The following is an 18808-nucleotide window of genomic DNA, read 5'->3' on the forward strand; positions in this document are numbered from 1 at the left end:
CGGAACCTCAGTCGGCCAGGCCGACGCCACCGAGCGGCCGGGTGATCCAGTGCGAGTCGAAGCCGGCAATCAGCGGCCGCGCGCGGGCGATGGCGTCGCGCACGGCCGGCAGCTGCAGCGAGGCCTGGTGGCTTTGCGCATTGTCCCAGACCTCGGTGATCCACAGCGCGTCCGCGTCCTCGGTGTCCTCGGCCACTACGTAGGCCAGGCAGCCGGGCATGGAGGTGGTGGACTCCAGCAGGATCGCCGCCAGCGCCTCGCGCTGGCCGGGCTGGGCCCGCAGTTTTCCGATCAGTCCGTGCATGGATGCGTCTCCTCCGGCGGCCAGCGCCGGCGCCAGGGGCATGGCGGCCAGTCCGGCCGCCAGCGTGGTGAGGAAGGTGCGGCGGTGCATGGCAGCGCGCCCCGGGGGATGAAGAACCTGGTGGCGTTGCGAGGGCGGGCCGTGGGCCACGGCCCCCCGCCCCCACCCTTCATTTCATTCCCGGGGCGGCTTGACGAAGCGCAGGGTCATGCGGTCGCTTTCGCCGATCGCCTGGTACTTGCCGCGGTCGGCCTCGTCGTGGCGGTTGGTCGGCGGCAGGGTCCATACGCCGTTGGGGTGGTCCTTGGTGTCGCGGGGATTGGCATTGACCTCGCTGCTGCCGTCCAGCACGAAGCCGGCGGCCTCGGCCAGGGCGATGACCTGGGCCTGGCCGACGTAGCCGCTGCCGTCGTCGGCCGGTACGTCGGCCGCGGCGCGGTGCTCGACCACGCCCAGCACGCCGCCGGGCTTGAGCACGTCGAAGAAGCCCTTGAACATGCCTTCGGCCTGGCCGGCCATGCGCCAGTTGTGCACGTTGCGGAAGGTCAGCACCAGGTCGGCCGAACCGGCCGGGCCGAACACCGGGGCCTTGGGATCGTAGGCCACCACCTCGGCCTTGCCGTATTGCGGCGCCGAGGCCAGCTTCTTCTCCAGGCCCGCGCGCTGGCGCTGCTGGTAGTCGCGGCCGGGGCCGGCGTCCACCGCCTGCGGATCGACCACCGCCGCCACGTAGCGGCCGTGGTCGCGCAGGTAGGGCGCCAGGATCTCGGTGTACCAGCCGCCACCGGGGGTGATCTCGACCACGGTCATGTCCGGGCGGATACCGAAGAACGCCAGGGTCTGCCCGGGGTTGCGGTAGCGGTCGCGGGCGACGTTGGCCGGATCGCGCCAGCTGCCGCCGATGGCCGCCTGCAGCGCCGCATCAGGCGCCGGCTCGGCGGCAGCGGCGGCCTGCGCGCCCGCCTGCGCGGCCGGCAGGCCGAGGGCGAACGCGATGGCCAGGGCACAGGCACGGGAACGGGACATGCTCATCAGCGTCGTGCTCCTGCTTGGGGACGGGGCGAGACTAGCATTGGGGCCGTGATTCGGGATTGCGGATTCGTGACCCGAAAGAGCAGGAGCGGCCCCCCGTTCGCCGTGCGGCATGCCGGAGGCGCTCTTACGAATCCCCAATCCCGAATCCCGAATCCCGCGCCGTACCCTGATTCGTTACGCGAGGCGCAACGAATCAGGGTACGGCGGTGTATCCGGCCACTGGCCGTCCCGCAGCTGCGCCTGCAGGTCGCGCCACCACTGCGGCTGGAACAGGCCGGGGTGGGCGGATTTCAGCGCGGCCAGCAGCGGCGCGGGCAGGCCCATGAACTGGCCGAAGCGTTCGGGAAACACGTCCTGCGGGCCGACGTGGAACCAGGGCTCGGCCGCGACCTGTTCCTCGTAGGTCGTCGCCTGCGGCCAGTCGCGGAACTCCAGCTCGGAGACCGAGCGGATCTCGTCGTAGTCGTAGAACACGACGCGACGGTGGCGGGAGACGCCGAAGTTCTTCAGCAGCATGTCGCCGGGAAAGATGTCGTTGCGCGCCAGGTCGACGATCGCCTGGCCGTAGTCCAGCACCGCCTCGCGCCGCGCCTCGGCGCCCTGCTCGCGCAGGTACAGGTCCAGCGGGCGCAGGCGGCGCTGCACGTAGCACAGCTTCAGCACCACGTCGTCGCCGTCCTCGACCACGCTGGCGGCGCAGCTTTCGCGCAGCTCGCGCAGCAAGGCCGGGTCGAAGCGCGCGGCGGGGAAGCGCAGGTACCGGAACGGCTGCGCGTCGAGCAGGCGGCCCACCCGGTCCAAGCGGAACACGCGCTCGTACTGCGCCTGCACTTCCTCCGGCGTGGTCCGCTTGGGCCAGGCGAAGCGGTCGCGGATCACCTTGAAGACCAGCGGCTGCCCGGGCAGGGTGAACACCGCCATGACCATGCCCGGGGTGCCCTCCGCCGGCACCAGGCGTTCGGCCGGGTGGGCGTGGAAGTAGCGGAAGAAGCTGCGGTAGCGCTCGGTCTTGCCCTGCTTGGCGCGGCCCAGCACGGTGTACAGCTCGTCCACCGGCTTGTGCGGCAGCAGGGTGCGCAGGAACACCACCGCGTCGCCCACGGTGGGCAGGTCGGCCTGGAAGTAGCTGCGCGAGACGCCGAACAACTGGGCCACGTCGCCGCGGCGGGTCAACACCGCCTCGGCGCGGATGCCGGAATCACCGTTGACCAGGGCCACCACGCAGGGCGAGAAGCGGTGCTCGCCGAACACCCGCCCCACCAGGTAGGCGCGGCGCTCGCGGTAAAACACCGTGTCCAGCAACTCGATCGAGCGCACCGGATGCTCGCCCCAGTGCGCCAGGTCGTCCTGCAGGCGCACCGCGATCGCCGCCGCGCAGCGCGCCAGGTGCGCATAGGGCACGTCGAAGCGGTAGTCGCCGAGCATGCGCACGAACGCGTCCACCGGGCGGCTGGTCGAGACCGCGTAGCTGTGCCGCGCCACCGGGCGGGTGATGGCGTCGGTGGGCTCGATGTCCAGCGCCACGAACTCGATGTCCGCGTCCAGGCCGCGGGTGCGGAAGAAGCGCCGGGCGAGGGTGTTGAAGAAGGTCTTGTACAGCTCGGTGTCGATCGCGCCCTCGATCGAGGCGGCGTAGTGGTCGCGCACCCGCGCCCACAGCGTGCGGTCGTGCGCGTGCAGGCCCAGCAGCGCGGCCAGGCGCCGGCGGCATTCGTCGATGCACAGGTCGTACAGGTCCAGGCGCTCGGCGGCGTCGGCGCGGGCGCCGGCCCAGTCGCGCTGCTCGAAGCGCCGCCTGGCGCGGCGGCTGATCGCGGCGAACCGCGCGTGGTAGTCGTCGAACGCGTCGCGTGCGACCTGGGCAATGGCTTCGGCCTGGATCATGGCGGGATGGTAGCGGGGCGGTTCACGGGGCGGACGGAGCCGCGGCCTGCTGCAGCAGCCAGGCGCGCACGGTGGGGAAGGCCGGATGCGCCAGGCTGCGCTCCGGATACACCAGGTAGTGGCCGAAACCGGCGGGCAGGCGCCTGCGGCCTAGGGTGACCAGGCGCCCGGCGCGCAGCAGCGGCTCGGCCAGGGTCAGCCGCGCCAGCGCCACGCCCAGTCCCTCCGCGGCGGCCTGGTGCAGGGTCTCGGTGTCGTCGAAATGCGCGGTATAGCGCTCCGGCGCGCTGCCGCCGGTGGCGGCGAACCAGTCCTCCCAGCGCCCGGAGGGATCGCCCAGCAGCGGCAGCCGCGCCAGCCGCTGCGCCGCCGGCACCTTCGCGTGCCGCTTCAGCAGGCCGGGGCTGGCCACCGGCACCAGCCACTCGTCGAACAGCAGCTCGGCGCGCACGCCCGGCCAGTTGCCGCCGCCCAGGCGCAGGGCCAGGTCCACCGGCTCGCGTTCGAAGTCCACCACGTGGGTGCTGGACTGCAGGCTCAGTGCCAGGTCCGGATGCGCGGCTAGGAACGAGGGCAGGCGCGGCACCAGCCAGGCGGTGGCCATCGAGGGGATCAGGCTGATGGTCATGCTGCGCCCGCGGCGGCGCGCGCTGGCGCGCTGCAGCGCCTGCGCGATCGCGTCCAGCGGCCCGCCCACCGCCTCGTACAGGCGCCGTCCCTCAGGGGTCAGTTCCACCCCGCGCGGGCCGCGTGCCAGCAGCTGCTGGCCGAGGCGTTCCTCCAGCTGGCGCATGCGGTGGCTCAGCGCGCTCACCGTCAGGTGCATGCGCTCGGCGGCGCGGGTCAGGTTGCCCAGCCGCGCGGCGGCGACGAAGGCCTCCACCTGGTCCAGCGGAATCCGGCCCATCTTGAGCCTCCCTCAAGTCTGGCTTTTGGAACTTGCGCTACGTGCGCGGCCAGCATCGCCTTAGCTTGATCCACGTTCAAGCCAGCCGGAGCACGGACATGGGTACGAGGAACACGGGCGCATACGGAAGCGAGCTGTCGGCGATGTTCCGCCAGCTGCTGTCGATGGAGGGCTACGTGGTGGACCTGGACGCGGCCACCGCGCACCCGGCGGACGCCACGAAGCACGACGCCCGGCGCGAGGCCGGGCGTCGTCGGGTGGAGCGGGAAGTGGAGGCCGCGCTCAGGCCGCCAGTGCCGCGAGGCTGGCGTTGAAGGTCGGCGACGGGCGCATGGCCGCGCTGGTGCGGGCCAGGTCGGGGTGGTAGTAGCCGCCGATGTCCACCGGCTTGCCCTGGGCGCCGTTGAGCTCGGCGACGATCTTCGCCTCGTTCTCGGCCAGGGCCTTGGCCAGCGGCGCGAACTTCGCCTGCAGCGCCGGATCCTCGTCCTGCGCGGCCAGCGCCTGCGCCCAGTACAGGGCCAGGTAGAAGTGGCTGCCGCGGTTGTCCAGCTCGCCGACCTTGCGCGCCGGCGAGCGGTTGTTGTCCAGCACCAGGCCGTTGGCCTGGTCCAGGGCCTTGGCCAGCACCGCGGCCTTGGCATTGCCGGTCTGCTCGGCCAGGTGCTCCAGCGAGGCGGCCAGGGCCAGGAACTCGCCCAGCGAATCCCAGCGCAGGTAGTTCTCCTCGAGGAACTGCTGCACGTGCTTGGGCGCGCTGCCGCCGGCGCCGGTCTCGAACAGGCCGCCGCCGGCCATCAGCGGCACGATCGACAGCATCTTCGCGCTGGTGCCCAGCTCCAGGATCGGGAACAGGTCGGTCAGGTAGTCGCGCAGCACATTGCCGGTCACCGAGATGGTGTCCTTGCCCTGGCGGATGCGCTGCAGCGAGAACTTCGTGGCCTCCACCGGCTCCAGGATGCGGATGTCCAGGCCGGAGGTGTCGTGGTCCTTGAGGTACTTCTCGACCTTGGCGATGACCTCGCGGTCGTGGGCGCGGTTGGCGTCCAGCCAGAACACCGCCGGGGTGTTGCTCAGGCGCGCGCGGGTCACGGCCAGCTTGACCCAGTCCTGGATCGGCGCGTCCTTGGTCTGGCACATGCGCCAGATGTCGCCGGCCTCGACCTTGTGCTCGAACACCAGCTTGCCGTCCTGGTCGAGCACGCGCACGGTGCCGTCGGCCGGGATGCGGAAGGTCTTGTCGTGGCTGCCGTACTCCTCGGCCTTCTGCGCCATCAGGCCCACGTTCGGCACCGAGCCCATGGTGGTCGGGTCGAACGCACCGTTGGCCTTGCAGTCGTCGATCACCGCCTGGTACACGCCGGCGTAGCAGCGGTCCGGGATGACCGCCTTGGCGTCCTGCAGCTTGCCCTGCGCGTTCCACATGCGGCCGGAGTCGCGGATCATCGCCGGCATCGAGGCGTCGACGATCACGTCCGAGGGCACGTGCAGGTTGGTGATGCCCTTGTCCGAGTTGACCATGGCCACCGCCGGGCCGCGCGCGTACACCGCCTCGATGTCGGCCTTGATCGCCGCCTGCTGCTCCTCCGGCAGCGAGGCGATGCGCGCGTACAGGTCGCCGATGCCGTTCTCCGGCGAGAAGCCCACCGAGGCCAGCGCGTCGGCGTGCCTGGCCAGGGCGTCCTTGTAGAACTCCGAGACCACCACGCCGAACATGATCGGGTCGGAGACCTTCATCATGGTCGCCTTCAGGTGCACCGAGAACAGCACGTCGTTGGCGCGGGCGTCCTCGACCTGCTCGGCCACGAACGCGGCCAGCGCCTTGCGGCTCATGGTGGCCGCGTCGACGATCTCGCCGGCCTTGACCGCCACCTTCTCCTTCAGCACCACGGTGCGGCCGTCGGCCTGGGCCAGTTCGATGCGCAGCGCGCCGTCGGCGGCGATGGTGGCCGACTGCTCGCTGCCGTAGAAGTCGCCGGCGGCCATGTGCGCCACGTGCGACTTCGAATCCTTGCTCCAGGCGCCCATGCGGTGCGGGTGCTTGCGCGCGTAGTTCTTGACCGAGGCCGGTGCGCGGCGGTCGGAATTGCCCTCGCGCAGCACCGGGTTGACCGCCGAGCCCTTGACCCGGTCGTAGCGGGCCTGGATGTCCTTTTCCTTCTCGTCCTTGGGCGCGTCCGGGTAGTCCGGCAGCGGGTAGCCCTGCGCCTGCAGTTCCTTGATCGCCGCCTTCAGCTGCGGCACCGAGGCGGAGATGTTCGGCAGCTTGATGATGTTGGCTTCCGGGCGCTTGGCCAGCTCGCCCAGCTCGGCCAGGTGGTCGCCGATCTTCTGGTCCTCGCCCAGGTAGTCCGGGAACTGCGCCAGGATGCGGCCGGCCAGAGAGATGTCCCGGGTTTCGACCTGGATGCCGGCGGTGGCGGCGAAGGCCTGGACGATGGGCAGCAGCGACTGGGTGGCCAGGAACGGCGCTTCGTCGGTCAGGGTATAGATGATCTTCGGCGTGTTCGACATGGTCTGCGGGGGCTCTCTGGTGCGGACGGCGGTACGGAACAGGAAGCGCCGGGGCGCCCGCGGCGGCGGCAGGACCCGGCGGCGAAACCCCGGCATTGTCGCGTGTTTTGCCCTCCGATGCGCGCTTCGCGCGGCGCGCGGCCATGCCCGGCGGTACGGTCGGGCCCGCCGCGGGCGGCCGCCGGGCCCCGGCGAACGTACAATTGCGCGATGAATACCCCCTACCCCACCGTGCGGCTGAAGAACGCGTGGCGTTCCAGCCATCCCTGGATCTTCCAGAAGCTTGTCGAGAAGCCGGCCCAGCGGCCGCGCCCGGGTGAGATCGTCGACGCCTACGACGTGGACGGCCAGTTCATCGGCCGCGGCTTCTACAACGGCCACTCGCGCATCGCCCTGCGCATCCTGGAGACCGACCCGGCGGTGGCGGTGGACGCGGACTGGTTCGCGCGCCGGATCGGCCAGGCCGTGGCCCTGCGCCGCGAGGTGCTGAAGCTGGACGAGGTGTCCAATGCCTGGCGCGTGGTCCACGCCGAGGGCGACGGCCTCACCGGCCTGGTGGTGGACCGCTACGACGACCTGCTGGTGGTGGAGTTCTTCAGCGCCGGCATGTGGCGCTACCGCGAGTGGATCTACGCCGCGCTGCAGGCGCAGTTCCCCGGCGCGCGCATCTACAGCTTCGCCGAGGACCACGTGCAGAAGCAGGAGAGCTTCGACTACCGCCCGGTGTACAGCGGTGGCGGCTCGCCGGAGCCGGCCATCATCACCGAGCACGGGATCCGCTTCCGCGCCGACCCGGCCGGGGCGCACAAGACCGGCTTCTTCGCCGACCAGCGCGAGAACCGCGAGTGGTTCTCGCGCCAGGTGGCGGGCAAGCGCGTGCTGGACCTGTGCTGCAACACCGGCGGCTTCGCCGTGTACGCAGCGGTGCGCGGCGCCGCCGAGGTCACCGGCATCGACATCGACGAGGCGGTGATCGAGATCGCCAAGGGCAACGCCCGCCTCAACAACGTGCGCCCGCGCTTCGTCCAGGCCGACATCTTCCCCTGGCTGCGCGACGCGGCCGCCCGCGGCGAGCAGTACGACGCGGTGGTGCTCGACCCGGCCAAGATGACCCGCGACCGCGACCAGGTCATCAACGCGCTGAAGAAGTACCTGGACATGAACAAGCTGGCGCTGGGCGTGGTCAGGCCCGGTGGCCTGCTGGCGACGTTCTCCTGCACCGGCCTGGTGGCCGAGGACCAGTTCCTGGACATGCTGCGCCGCGCCGCGTTCTACGCCGGCCGCACCGTGCAGGTGCTGAAGGTGGCCGGCGCCGGCCCGGACCATCCGTTCCTGGCGCACGTGCCGGAGTCGCGCTACCTCAAGGCGGTGTTCTGCCGCGTGCTGGACTGAGCACGCCCCGCCGGTGCGGCCGGCGGGTTGATCGCGATCAAGGTGGCCGCCGCGCCCGGGCCCGAGCATGGGAGCAACCCGCCAGAGGAGCATTGCCATGAACAGGTTCGAAGGACAGGTCGCGATCGTCACCGGCGGCGCATCGGGCATCGGCGAGGCCATCTGCCGCCGCCTGGCGCGCGAGGGCGCGAAGGTCGTCATCGCCGATTACGACGGCGCCGCGGCGCAGGCGCTGGCCGCCGGCCTCGGCGAGGCGGATGCGCTGGCGTTCCAGCTGGACGTGGCCGATGCCGCGGCGGTGGAGCGCATGGTCCAGGCCACGGTCGAGCGCTTCGGCGGCCTGCACCTGGCGGTGAACAACGCCGGCATCGGCGGGCCCAGCCATCCCACCGCCGATTACCCGCTGGCCGACTGGCACCGCGTCATCGACGTCAACCTGCACGGGGTGATGTACTCGATGAAGCATGAGCTGCCGGCGATGCTGGCCAGCGGCGGCGGCTCCATCGTCAACATGGCCTCGATCCTTGGCAGCGTGGGCTGGAGCGGCTCGATCGCCTACGTGGCCGCCAAGCACGCGCTGCTGGGCATGACGAAGACCGCGGCGATGGAATATGCGCCGCAGGGCATCCGGGTGAACGCGGTCGGACCGGCCTTCATCGACACCCCGCTGCTGTCGGGCCTGGAGCCGGCGGTACGCGAGGGCCTGGTCGCCCTGCATCCGGCCGGCCGCCTGGGCACCACGGACGAGGTCGCGGCGCTGACCTGCTTCCTGCTGTCGAAGGAAGCCTCGTTCGTGACCGGCAGCTACCACCTGGTCGACGGCGGCTACACCGCGCGCTGAAAGCCGCGCCGCCGCCGCGCTCAGTGGCCGTGTTCGTCCAGGGCCGCGCGCACCTGGGCGTGGCGTGCCTGCAGTTCCCGCGCCGGCGCCCTGCCCAGCAGGCTCACCAGCACGATGGCGATGGTCGCCGCGATGAAGCCCGGCACGATCTCGTACAGCGCGCTGCCGGTGTGCTTCCACGCGATCACCGTGATCGCGCCGGCCAGCATGCCCGCCAGCGCGCCGTTGCGGGTCATGCGCTTCCAGAACAGCGACAGCACCACCACCGGACCGAACGCGGCGCCGAACCCGGCCCAGGCGTAGGAGACCAGGCCCAGCACCCGGCTGTCGGGATCGCGCGCGATCCACATCGCCAGCGCGGCCACCGCCAGCACCATGCCGCGACCGAACCAGACCAGTTCGCGGTGGCCGGCGTTGGGCCGCAGCAGGCCGCGGTAGAAGTCCTCGGTCAGCGCGCTGGAGCACACCAGCAGCTGCGCCGACAGGGTGCTCATGATCGCCGCCAGGATCGCCGACAGCAGCACGCCGGCGATCCACGGGTTGAACAGCTGCTCGCCCAGGGCGATGAACACCCGCTCCGGATTGGCGTTCACCGGGCCGGCGACCTCGGGATGCGTGGCGAACCAGGCGATGCCGGCCAGGCCGGTGGCGACCGAGCCGACCATGCACAGCAGCATCCAGGCCATGGCGATGCGGCGTGCGCGCGGGATGGTGGCCAGGCTGTCGGCCGCCATGAACCTGGCCAGGATGTGCGGCTGTCCGGTGTAGCCCAGGCCCCAGGCCAGCGCGGAAACCACCGCGACCATCCCGCCGGTACCGATCCAGTCCAGGCGCGCCGGGTCGACCTGCTCGACCAGGGCCAGCGCATCGCCCGGTCCACCCGCGCCAATGATCGCGAACACCGGCACCAGCAGCAGGGCGAAGATCATCAGCGAGGCCTGCACGGTGTCGGTCCAGCTCACCGCCAGGAAGCCGCCGACGAAGGTGTAGGCGATGGTGGCCACCGCGCCCCACACCATGGCCTGGCCGTAGGACAGGCCGAACATGCTCTCGAACAGGCGCGCGCCGGCGACGATGCCGGAGGCGCAGTAGATGGCGAAGAACACCAGGATGACCAGCGCCGAGAAGATCCGCAGCAGGCGGCTGCGGTCCTCGAAGCGGTGGGTGAAGTAGTCCGGCAGGGTCAGCGCGTTGCGGGTGCGTTCCGTGTACAGGCGCAGCGGGCCGGCCACCCAGCGCCAGTTCGCCCATGCGCCCAGCAGCAGGCCGACCGCGATCCAGGCTTCGGACGCGCCGGTCAGGTACAGCGCGCCCGGCAGTCCCATCATCAGCCAGCCGCTCATGTCCGAGGCGCCGGCCGCCAGGGCGGTGACGAAGCCGCCCAGCGAGCGGCCGCCGAGGATGTAGTCGTCGAAGGTGCGCGTGCGGCGCCAGGCGATGAAGCCGATGCCCACCATCAGCAGCAGGTAGGCGGAGAAGGTGATGAGCAGAGGGGTGCTTGCGGTCATGCGGTTTCCGGGGTTGGCGGGGCCGCGACGGGCACGAAACCACGCAGGCTAAGGGCCCTTCCCCTTGGTTGCAAACGCAACCGAGCCCGCGGCGGTCAGCCCGAACCCTGCAGGATGTAGTCGCGCAGCGCCACCGCGTTGTTGTGTTCCTCGTCGGCGGCGGCATACAAGAGGGTCACCGGTCCGCGCACCAGATAGCCGCGCAATCGCGACAGGCCTTCGGCGTTTGCGGCCAGTTCGGCGAAGTAACGCGCACGGAACTCGTCCCATCGCGCCGGGTCGTGGCCGTACCAGCGGCGCAGCGCGGTGCTGGGCGCGATGATCCGCAGCCAGGCCTCCAGTTCCAGCGTGTCCTTGCGCATCCCGCGCGGCCAGACCCCGTCCACCAGCAGGCGCAGCCCGTCCTCCGCGTCCGGCGGCTCGTACACGCGCTTCAGGCGCACCGGATAGCGGGCGGGGCGGGCCATGGCCGGCACTGTGTGGGCGCGCGGATTCCCCCGGCGTGAAAGCCCCCGCGCGGTCGCGGGGCCTGAGACCGCCGGCCGCTACACTTCGCGCATGACCGAATCCCTGCTCCTGATCGTCATCGCCGGCCTGCTGCTGGCGATCCTGGCCTGCGTGGTCGCCCTGCTGCTGCGTCGCCCCGACGCCGCCTTCGAGCGCCTGCGCGCGCAGCTGGAGGAAGCCCTGCGCGCCGAACAGCGCGACGGCCGCCTGGAGCTGCGCCAGCAGCTGGACGGCCTGGCCACCACCCAGGGCGCGCGCATCGATGGCTTCGCCCGCCACCTGGCCGACCTGGGCACCCGCACCGACGCCCGCCTGGACCAGCTGCGCGACTCCCTCACCGAGGACGCGCGCAAGGGCCGGGCCGAGGGCATCGAGGCGCAGGCCAGGCTGGGCGAGCTGCTGTCGCAGCGGCTGGGCGACATGCGCGCGCAGCTGGACCTGTTCGGCCGCCAGCAGGACACCCGCATCCAGGCCTTCGGCGAGCAGCTGGCGGCGCTGCGCGCGAGCCTGACCGAGGACGCCCGCGTCACCCGCCAGGAGGCGCTGGAATCGCAGCAGCGCTTCGCCGAGGGCCTCAACCAGCGCCTGCAGGAGCTGACCGCGCGCAACGAGCTGCGCATCGGCGAGATGCGCGCCACCCTGGAGCAGCAGCTGCGCGCGCTGCAGCAGGACAACGCCGCCAAGCTGGAGAAGATGCGCGAGACGGTGGACGAGAAGCTGCAGAGCACCCTCGCCACCCGCCTGGATTCGTCCTTCAAGCTGGTGTCCGAGCGCCTGGAGCAGGTGCAGCGTGGGCTGGGCGAGATGCAGCAGCTGGCCACCGGCGTGGGCGACCTCAAGCGCGTGCTGACCAACGTCAAGACCCGCGGCACCTGGGGCGAGGTGCAGCTGGACGCGATCCTGGAGCAGACCCTCACCCCCGAGCAGTACGCGCGCAGCGTGCGCCTGCGCCCGGACAGCGCCGAGGCGGTGGACTTCGCCGTGCGCCTGCCCGGCCGCGGCAACGACGAGGCGCCGCTGTGGCTGCCGATCGACTGCAAGTTCCCGCGCGAGGACTACGAGCGCCTGGTCGACGCCCAGGAACAGGGCGACCCGGAGCTGGTACGCAGCTGCGGCGCGCAGCTGGAGAAGGCGATCCGGATCCAGGCCAAGTCGATCTGCGAGAAGTACATCGTGCCGCCGCACACCACCGACTTCGCGGTGATGTTCCTGCCCACCGAGGGCCTGTACGCCGAGGTGATCCGCCGCGCCGGGCTGACCGACGCCCTGCAGCGCGAGCACCGCATCGTGGTCGCCGGCCCGACCACGGTCACCGCCCTGCTCGGCAGCCTGCAGATGGGCTTCCGCACCCTGGCCATCGAGAAGCGCTCCAGCGAGGTGTGGCAGCTGCTGGGTGCGGTGAAGAGCGAGTTCGGCAAGTTCGCCAGCATCCTCGAGCGCGCGGAGAAGCAGATCAGCACCGTGGGCAAGAGCCTGGGCGATGCCAGCCGCAAGACCCGCACCATCGAGCGCCGCCTGCGCAGCGTGGAGTCGCTGGGCCAGGAGCAGGCGCAGGCGCTGCTGGGCGACCTGGGCCTGGACGCGGTCGAGGCCGGGCTGGACGGCGAGGACGGCGGGTCCTGAGGCCGGAGGTGCGGCGGCCATCGCCGTCACGCGCGGTCGGTTTGATGGATGGAAGAAGGGCCCGGTCTCCCGGGCCCTTCGTGCACCTGCGTCGCTTCCGGCTCAGGTGCCGGGGATCGGCATCGCGTCCACCGGCACGGTGGGGTCGCGGTCCTCGCGCAGGTATTCGGGCAGGTCGTCGCCCTCGTGCCTGCGGTTGCCGCGGCGGTCGGCCTCGATCTGGTACTGGCGGCGCTGCATCCACGCGTCGCGGATCATCGCGTACTCGTCCACCGCGTTCTCGCGCATGCTCTCGATCGGCAGCAGCGCGGCGCGGCGGTCCACCAGCTGCGCGCCCTGCAGGGCGATGCGGTAGCGGTCGCGCTCGACCTGGCGGGTCGGCGACAGCGGCATGTCGCCGGCCAGGCCGAACACGTCGCGCACCGTGCGCGGGCCGAAGAACGGCAGCTCCACGTAGCGCGAGTTGCGCCAGCCCCAGATGCCTAGGGTCTGGCCGAAGTCCTCGCTGCGGCGCTTCATCTTCAGGTCGGTGGCCGGGTCGAAGATGCCGCCGATGCCCAGGGTGGTGTTGACCACGAACCGGCCCAGGGTCTGCACCGCGTCGCGCGGGCGGCCCTGCAGCAGCTGGTTGAGGAAGATCACCGGCGAGGCCAGGTTGTCGAAGAAGTTGCCCACGCCCAGGCGCACCGGTTCCGGCACCACCGCCACGTAGGCGCGCGCCACCGGGCGGGCGATGGCGCGGTCGACCACGTTGTTGAAGGCGTGGATGCGCCGGTTCATCGGCTCCCACGGGTCGTAGGCCGGGCGCGCGGACGGATCGCCATCGGCCGGCGCGCCGTACAGCGCAGCGAAGTCGTCCTCGGCCTCGGTCGGCGCCAGGGCGTCGGTATCGGTGGCGGCGGGAGCGACGGGATCGACGGGATCGGCCGGCACCGCGGCGACTTCCGCGCCTTCCTGCGCCGGCGCCAGGGCGCCGGCTCCGGCCTCAGGCGCCGGCTGGGCGGCGGTCGCCGGATCGGTGGGTTCGCCGGCGGCAGCGACGGCCGCCGTGCCGGCCACGAGCGGGGCCGGCTCCGGACCGGTGTCGGCGGACTTGGGCGCGCTGGCGCAGCCGGCCAGCAACAGCAGCGGCAACAGCAGGGCGCCGGTGGGGGCGGGCTTCATGGGGAGGCTCCGGCGTAGTTCAGTTGGGGGTCCAGCCGGTAGGCGGCGCGCAGCTCGGCCAGGCCGGGCGCGTCGCCCCGGATTTCGACCTGGCCGCCGGCGTGCGCGGCGGCCTCGGCCAGCAGCGCCAGGCCGGCGCTGTCCAGGGCCTGGATCGCGCCCAGCTCCAGCGCGCGGGCGCCGTCGGCCAGCGCCTGCAGCGTCGGCCACAGCGCCACCGCGGCCGCCCGGTCCAGGCGGCCTTCCAGGTGCAGCACCTCGCCTTCGCGGCGGGCGCGGGCGCCGTCAGCGGCTGCCATTGGTGTCCGGGCGCAGGCTGCCGCTGCGCAGCTCGGCGGCGACCTGGGCGATCGTCTTCTGCCGCAGCGGGGCGTCGAACTGGGTGCGGAAGGTCTGCACGTAGGACACGCCCTCGACCATCACGTCGAAGATCTTCCAGCCGCCGTTGTTGCGCACCAGGTAGTCGACCGGGATCGGGTCGCCGCCGTCGCGCAGGATCTCGGTGGACACGCGCACGCCGCGGTTGTTCGGCAGCGGGGTCTCCGACTTCAGGCGGATGCGCGGGCGGCCCTCGAACGCCAGCAGGGCGTCGCCGTAGCGCTGCATCAGGTTGTCGGTCATGGCATCGGCGAACAGGGCCACGTCGGCCTCGCTGGCGCCGCGGCCGTGCGGGCCCAGCACCAGGCGCGCGGCGTACTCGCGGTCGAAGCCGGTGCGCAGTTCGGACTCGATGTAGGCGCGCAGCGCCTTGCGGTCCTTCTGGAACTCGGGGCGGCGCTGCTGCAGGGTGGTCAGGACGCGGGTGCCGGTTTCGACCACCTGGCGGCCCGGGGTCTGCGCGCTGGCCTGGGCCTGCGCCTGGGCGTGGACCGGGGCGCCCGCCAGCAGCGGCAGGGCCAGGGCGAGGGAGAGGATCAGGGGCTTCATGGCGTTTCTTCCGTGGGGGACGGTTCTTCGGTGGACGACGGGGACAGCACCTTGGCCGGGTCGGCGCCACCGCCGCCGGCACCGCCGAACATGTACTTGCCGACCAGCTGGATCAGGTCGATCGCCGGCTGGGTGTAGACGATCTCGTCGCCGGGGCGCAGCGGTTCCGGATCGCCGCCCGGCTGCAGGCCGATGTAGCTCTCGCCCAGCAGGCCGCTGGTGAGGATCGCCGCCGAGGTGTCGCCCGGCAGGTCCTGGTAGCGCTCGTCGATGGCCAGGGTGACGATCGAGTCGAACCGCACCGGGTCCAGCTCGACCTTCTTCACCCGGCCCACGACCACGCCGCCGATCTTCACCGGCGCCTGCAGCCGCAGCTGGCCGAGGTTGGCGAAGCGCGCGGTCAGCTCGTAGCTGCCGCCGCCGAGGCCGAACTGGCGGTTGGTCGAGGCGAAGGCCAGCACCAGCAGCGAGGCCAGCGCCAGGATGAGGAAGGCGCCGACCGCAAATTCAAGCCTGGGACCGCGGATTGCCATGGGGAGCTACCTGTGGGAAACGGATCGGAACAGGGCACCGGAGGATGCCCGGGGTTTTTCTGCAATGCCGGCACCGGGTGCCGGCGCCGGTTCAACGGAACAGCAGGGCCGACATCACGAAGTTCAGCATCAGCACCAGCAGCGAGGCATTGACCACCGCGCGGGTGGTGGCCACCGAGGTGCCCTCGATGGTCGGCTCGGCGTGGAAGCCCACGTAGGCGGCCACCAGCGCGCTGACCCCGCCGAACACCGCGGACTTCAGCAGCGCCACGCCGAAATCGTCCCAGAAATCGACGCTGCCCTGCAGCGCCGCCCAGAACGTGCCGTTGTCCAGGCCCAGCACCTTGACCGCCTCGAACCAGCTGGCGGAGATGGCCAGCGAGCAGAAGAAGCCGGTCAGCAGCGGCACGCACAGCACCGCCGCCCAGAAGCGCGGTGCCACCGCCTTGGCCACCGGGTCGATCGCCATCAGCTCCAGCGCCTTGATCTGGTCGGTGGCGCGCATCAGGCCCAGCTCGGCGGCGATCGAGCTGCCGGCGCGGCCGATGAACAGCAGCGCGGTCAGCACCGGGCCCAGTTCGCGGTACAGCGACAGGCCCAGCAGGGTCGACAGCGCGTCCGCGGCGCCGAAGGTGGTCAGGGTGCGGTAGCCCTGCAGGGTCAGCACCAGGCCCACGAACGCGCCGCCGACGGCGATGATCGGCAGCGAGCGCCCGCCGATCTTGTAGATCTCCCGCGCCAGCTCGGCGAAGAAGTCGCGGCTGGGCAGCGAGGCGCGCAGCACCGACAGCGAGAACAGGCCGGCCCGGCCCAGGGAACGGATCGCGGCGACGGCGGCCATCAGGCAGCCTCCGCGCGCGCGGCGCCCTCGCGGGCGCTCTCGAACGGGATCGGGCCGTCCGGCTGGCCGTCCAGGAACTGGCGGATCAGCGGGTCGGTCGAGGCCTGCAGCTGTGCCGGGGTGCCGTCGAACACGATGCCGTGGTTGGCGATCACCACCACCTGGTCGGCGATCGGCAGGGTCTCGTGCACGTGGTGGGACACGATGATGCTGGTCAGGCCCAGGCTGCGCGACAGGCGCTGGATCAGGCTCATGATCACGCCCGAGGCGATCGGATCCAGGCCGGTCAGCGGCTCGTCGTAGAGCATCAGCGGCGGATCCAGCGCCAGCGCCCGGGCCAGGGCCACGCGCCGGGCCATGCCGCCGGACAGCTCGCGCGGATAAAGCTCCGCCGCGCCGCGCAGGCCGACCGCGTTGAGCTTCATCTCCACCAGCCGGCGCAGCAGCGGCTCGGGCAGGCGGGTATGGGTGCGCAGCGGCAGGGCCACGTTCTCGGCCACGCTCAGGTCGGTCAGCAGGCCGTTGCCCTGCAGCAGCACGCCGATGCCCTTGCGCATCTCCAGCAGTTCGCGCGCCCCTCGCGGCACCGGGCGATCGAACACGCGCACGCTGCCGGCGGCCGGCACCAGTTCGCCGGTCAGCGCGGCCAGCAGGGTCGACTTGCCGGTGCCCGAGGGTCCGAGCACGGCGGTGATGCTGCCGGCGGGAACCGTCAGGTCGAGGTCGCGCAGGATGGTGCGTCCGCCGCGGTCGAGGCGGACTCCCTGCAGGGCGACGGCGTTGGCGGCGGGAGCGGGCATGTGGCGCGCGTTTCCTTCGCGGTTGGGGGAACCACAAACCGGCGCATCATGCGTCGGAAAGACTGAATCTTAACCTATCCATTGAACCGCCCAGTACAGGAATTGTCCCGGACGTGGGCCGGATCGTGCCACCGCGTGCACGTTGTCCGGCCCTGCCGCGCGCGGCTCAGGCGGCGGTGGAAAGCTGGCGCAGCTGCTGCAGCGAGCCCGGCTCGCCGGCGCGGTCGAACAGCTGCCGCAGCTGGCGGTAGACCTGCCCGGCATAGCCCTGGTCGTTGAGCAGCGAGCCGGCGTCCAGGCCGTCGATCGCGCCCTCGCGCACCCGCTCGAACAGCTGCTGGCGGAAGCGTGCCTGGAACGCGTCAGCTTCCGCGTCCAGCCGCGCCAGTTCCGTCGCCAGCGCATCCACGTCGCCCAGGTGGCGCAGCGCATGCAGCGCGCGCAGCTGGCCGAACAGGTGCGCGCGCAGCTCCAGGTAGGCCGCGCGCACCGGGCCATCGGGCCCGGCGAGGTGGCGCTGCAGGTTCTTCTGCAGCTGCCTGGCGCTCTTGACCGCGTTGACCATCTGCATCGCCGCCAGCTGGCTGCCGGCCCAGAAGCGCTGGTGCTCCTCGTCCAGCGGCAGCTCCAGCCGGCTCATGAATGCCAGCAGGTCGCCATACACGCCCTTGACCCGCTGCTGGTACAGCAGTTCGGCGTCCACCGCCTGGCCGGGCGCGCAGGAACCGTCGAGCAGGGCCGGATCGGTCCCGGCAGCGGACAGCGCGCGCGGCGGCAGGCACAGCGCCTGGCAGATCACCTCCATGCTCAGTTCGCCCAGGTGGCGCAGCTCCAGCGCCACCGCGGCCGCGGCCGCATCCACCGATTCCAGCGCCGGGCCGCTGAGGTGGCGCGCATGCACGCGCCCGATCGCCACATCCGCTTCGTGCGCCTCGGGTAACGCTGGATCGGGACGGTCCGGCAGCCAGCGCCGCAGCAGCGCCTCCAGCCGCCGCTGCCAGGGCCAGAACAGGGCCACGCCGCCGGCGTTGAACAGGGTGTGGAACAGGGCCAGCTGCAGCAGCGCGTTGCCGCCGAAGCCGGAGAACCCGGCCACGGCCTTCACCAGCCAGGTCAGCGGCAGCAGCAGGACCAGGGCCGCGCTCGCGGTAACGATGTTGAACAGCGCGTGCGCCAGGGCCAGGCGCTGGCCGCTGCGGTTGCCGCCGAGCATGCCGACGAAGGCGGTGCTGACGCTGCTGCCCACGTTCGAGCCCACCGCGATCGCCAGGCCCTGCTCCAGCTGCAGCTGGCCGCCGGCCAGCGCCGCCAGGGTCAGCATCAGGGTGGCGTGGCTGGACTGCAGGACCACGGTCACCGCCAGCCCGGCCAGCACGAACAGCGCGGTGCCGGCCACGCCGCTGCCCTGCACCGCGGCCGGGTCCAGGCCCGCGCCGAACTGGTCGAAGCCCAGCTTGAGCTGGTCGATGCCCAGGAAGATGAAGGCCACGCCCAGCACCACCCGCCCGGCCGCCTTGCCGCGCGCGCCGGCGAAGCCGCCCAGCACGCCGAACACCAGCAGCGGCAGGGCCAGCGGCGACAGGCTGAGGTCCTGCCCGGCCAGGGCCAGCAGCCAGATGCCGCTGGTCGCACCGAGGTTGGCACCCAGGATCACCGCGATGCCGCCGGCCAGCTGGATCAGCCCCGAGCCGATGAAGGCGATGGTCAGCAGCGAGACCAGGGTGGTGGACTGCAGCAGCGCGGTGCCGGCCATGCCGAACAGCAGCCCGCGCAGCGGGGTGCCGGTGCTGCGCGCCAGCAGCCGCTCCAGGCCGCCGCCGGCCAGCTGGCGCAGCCCTTCCTCCAGGCACTGCATGCCGAACAGGAACAGCGCCAGGCCCGCGCACAGCTGCAGCCAGCCGGCGCTGCGCCAGAAGCTCCAGCCCAGCAGCAGCGCCAGTGCAAGCGCAAGCAAAGGTCCCAGCAGCGGCGGCAGCCGCATCGCGCGCATCCAATCCCCCTGCGGCCATCCGCGTCGGCGCGATTCTA

Annotated in this window: 18 protein-coding genes; 4 read left to right on the forward strand and 14 right to left on the reverse strand. The window is 71.8% G+C overall.

Annotation, left to right across the window (positions count from 1 at the left end; translation table 11 throughout):
- Positions 1 to 7: 7 nt before the first annotated feature.
- The 4 genes from EIM48_RS05030 to EIM48_RS05045 all read right to left on the reverse strand — a co-directional run bounded on the left by EIM48_RS05030 (position 8) and on the right by EIM48_RS05045 (position 4130).
- On the reverse strand, positions 8 to 394 hold the full coding sequence (locus tag EIM48_RS05030; RefSeq protein WP_019397362.1) for a putative quinol monooxygenase: 387 nt from the start codon (positions 392 to 394) through the stop codon (positions 8 to 10).
- An 84-nt stretch (positions 395 to 478) separates the two neighbouring features.
- Positions 479 to 1330 carry a class I SAM-dependent methyltransferase gene (locus EIM48_RS05035; RefSeq protein ID WP_199728387.1) on the reverse strand — a complete coding sequence of 284 codons (852 nt, stop codon included), beginning with the start codon at positions 1328 to 1330 and terminating at the stop codon, positions 479 to 481.
- A 183-nt stretch (positions 1331 to 1513) separates the two neighbouring features.
- Positions 1514 to 3223, reverse strand: coding sequence for a bifunctional isocitrate dehydrogenase kinase/phosphatase (gene aceK, locus EIM48_RS05040; RefSeq protein ID WP_028914268.1), 1710 nt, complete (start codon positions 3221 to 3223; stop codon positions 1514 to 1516).
- A gap of 22 nt (positions 3224 to 3245) precedes the next feature.
- Entirely contained in the window at positions 3246 to 4130 is an 885-nt protein-coding gene (locus tag EIM48_RS05045) for a LysR substrate-binding domain-containing protein (protein WP_028914267.1), read from the reverse strand.
- A 98-nt stretch (positions 4131 to 4228) separates the two neighbouring features.
- Here EIM48_RS05045 and EIM48_RS05050 point away from each other — a divergent pair, with 98 nt between their 5' ends.
- Positions 4229 to 4444 (forward strand): hypothetical protein, encoded by a 216-nt coding sequence (locus EIM48_RS05050; protein ID WP_232210955.1) that lies wholly within the window; start codon positions 4229 to 4231, stop codon positions 4442 to 4444.
- On the opposite strand, the gene EIM48_RS05055 is transcribed toward EIM48_RS05050, so the two are convergent.
- A complete protein-coding gene (locus tag EIM48_RS05055) occupies positions 4413 to 6644 on the reverse strand; it encodes an NADP-dependent isocitrate dehydrogenase (RefSeq protein ID WP_028914265.1) in 2232 nt (743 codons plus the stop codon). The two genes, EIM48_RS05050 and EIM48_RS05055, sit on opposite strands and share 32 nt — an antisense overlap.
- Before the next feature lie 210 nt (positions 6645 to 6854).
- Between EIM48_RS05055 and EIM48_RS05060 the strand changes: the two genes are divergently transcribed.
- A complete protein-coding gene (locus EIM48_RS05060) occupies positions 6855 to 8036 on the forward strand; it encodes a class I SAM-dependent rRNA methyltransferase (RefSeq protein ID WP_019397482.1) in 1182 nt (393 codons plus the stop codon).
- A gap of 97 nt (positions 8037 to 8133) precedes the next feature.
- The gene (locus tag EIM48_RS05065; RefSeq protein ID WP_125111184.1) at positions 8134 to 8877 is read left to right on the forward strand and encodes an SDR family oxidoreductase; all 744 of its coding nucleotides are present in this window, start codon (positions 8134 to 8136) and stop codon (positions 8875 to 8877) included.
- Between the two features lie 20 nt (positions 8878 to 8897).
- Here EIM48_RS05065 and putP read toward each other — a convergent pair whose 3' ends face one another.
- Both putP and EIM48_RS05075 read right to left on the reverse strand, forming a co-directional pair.
- Entirely contained in the window at positions 8898 to 10385 is a 1488-nt protein-coding gene (putP, locus tag EIM48_RS05070; protein ID WP_125111185.1) for a sodium/proline symporter PutP, read from the reverse strand.
- A 95-nt stretch (positions 10386 to 10480) separates the two neighbouring features.
- Positions 10481 to 10852 carry a DUF488 domain-containing protein gene (locus EIM48_RS05075; protein WP_125111186.1) on the reverse strand — a complete coding sequence of 124 codons (372 nt, stop codon included), beginning with the start codon at positions 10850 to 10852 and terminating at the stop codon, positions 10481 to 10483.
- 91 nt (positions 10853 to 10943) lie between these two features.
- On the opposite strand from EIM48_RS05075, the gene rmuC reads away from it, so the two are divergent.
- A complete protein-coding gene (rmuC, locus tag EIM48_RS05080) occupies positions 10944 to 12515 on the forward strand; it encodes a DNA recombination protein RmuC (RefSeq protein ID WP_125111187.1) in 1572 nt (523 codons plus the stop codon).
- Between the two features lie 102 nt (positions 12516 to 12617).
- On the opposite strand, the gene EIM48_RS05085 is transcribed toward rmuC, so the two are convergent.
- From EIM48_RS05085 to EIM48_RS05115, 7 genes are all read right to left on the reverse strand, one after another.
- Positions 12618 to 13679, reverse strand: coding sequence for a VacJ family lipoprotein (locus tag EIM48_RS05085; RefSeq protein ID WP_125109193.1), 1062 nt, complete (start codon positions 13677 to 13679; stop codon positions 12618 to 12620).
- On the reverse strand, positions 13676 to 13978 hold the full coding sequence (locus EIM48_RS05090) for an STAS domain-containing protein (RefSeq protein ID WP_125111188.1): 303 nt from the start codon (positions 13976 to 13978) through the stop codon (positions 13676 to 13678). Before EIM48_RS05090 ends, EIM48_RS05085 begins: the two co-directional genes overlap by 4 nt.
- The gene (locus EIM48_RS05095) at positions 13965 to 14606 is read right to left on the reverse strand and encodes an ABC transporter substrate-binding protein (RefSeq protein ID WP_019397489.1); all 642 of its coding nucleotides are present in this window, start codon (positions 14604 to 14606) and stop codon (positions 13965 to 13967) included. The genes EIM48_RS05090 and EIM48_RS05095 overlap by 14 nt, the downstream gene beginning before the upstream one ends.
- Positions 14603 to 15139: an outer membrane lipid asymmetry maintenance protein MlaD gene (gene mlaD / locus EIM48_RS05100; protein ID WP_019397490.1), complete on the reverse strand. Its 537-nt coding sequence runs from the start codon at positions 15137 to 15139 to the stop codon at positions 14603 to 14605. The genes EIM48_RS05095 and mlaD overlap by 4 nt, the downstream gene beginning before the upstream one ends.
- 91 nt (positions 15140 to 15230) lie before the next feature.
- Complete coding sequence (locus EIM48_RS05105) at positions 15231 to 15980, reverse strand: MlaE family lipid ABC transporter permease subunit (protein ID WP_019397491.1); 750 nt, start codon at positions 15978 to 15980, stop codon at positions 15231 to 15233.
- The gene (locus EIM48_RS05110) at positions 15980 to 16780 is read right to left on the reverse strand and encodes an ATP-binding cassette domain-containing protein (RefSeq protein WP_019397492.1); all 801 of its coding nucleotides are present in this window, start codon (positions 16778 to 16780) and stop codon (positions 15980 to 15982) included. The genes EIM48_RS05105 and EIM48_RS05110 overlap by 1 nt, the downstream gene beginning before the upstream one ends.
- Positions 16781 to 16946: 166 nt before the next feature.
- On the reverse strand, positions 16947 to 18761 hold the full coding sequence (locus tag EIM48_RS05115; RefSeq protein ID WP_233581629.1) for a Na/Pi symporter: 1815 nt from the start codon (positions 18759 to 18761) through the stop codon (positions 16947 to 16949).
- Positions 18762 to 18808: the final 47 nt, after the last annotated feature.

The organism is Pseudoxanthomonas sp. SGNA-20 (genome assembly GCF_003931635.1).
Taxonomy (GTDB): Bacteria; Pseudomonadota; Gammaproteobacteria; order Xanthomonadales; family Xanthomonadaceae; genus Pseudoxanthomonas.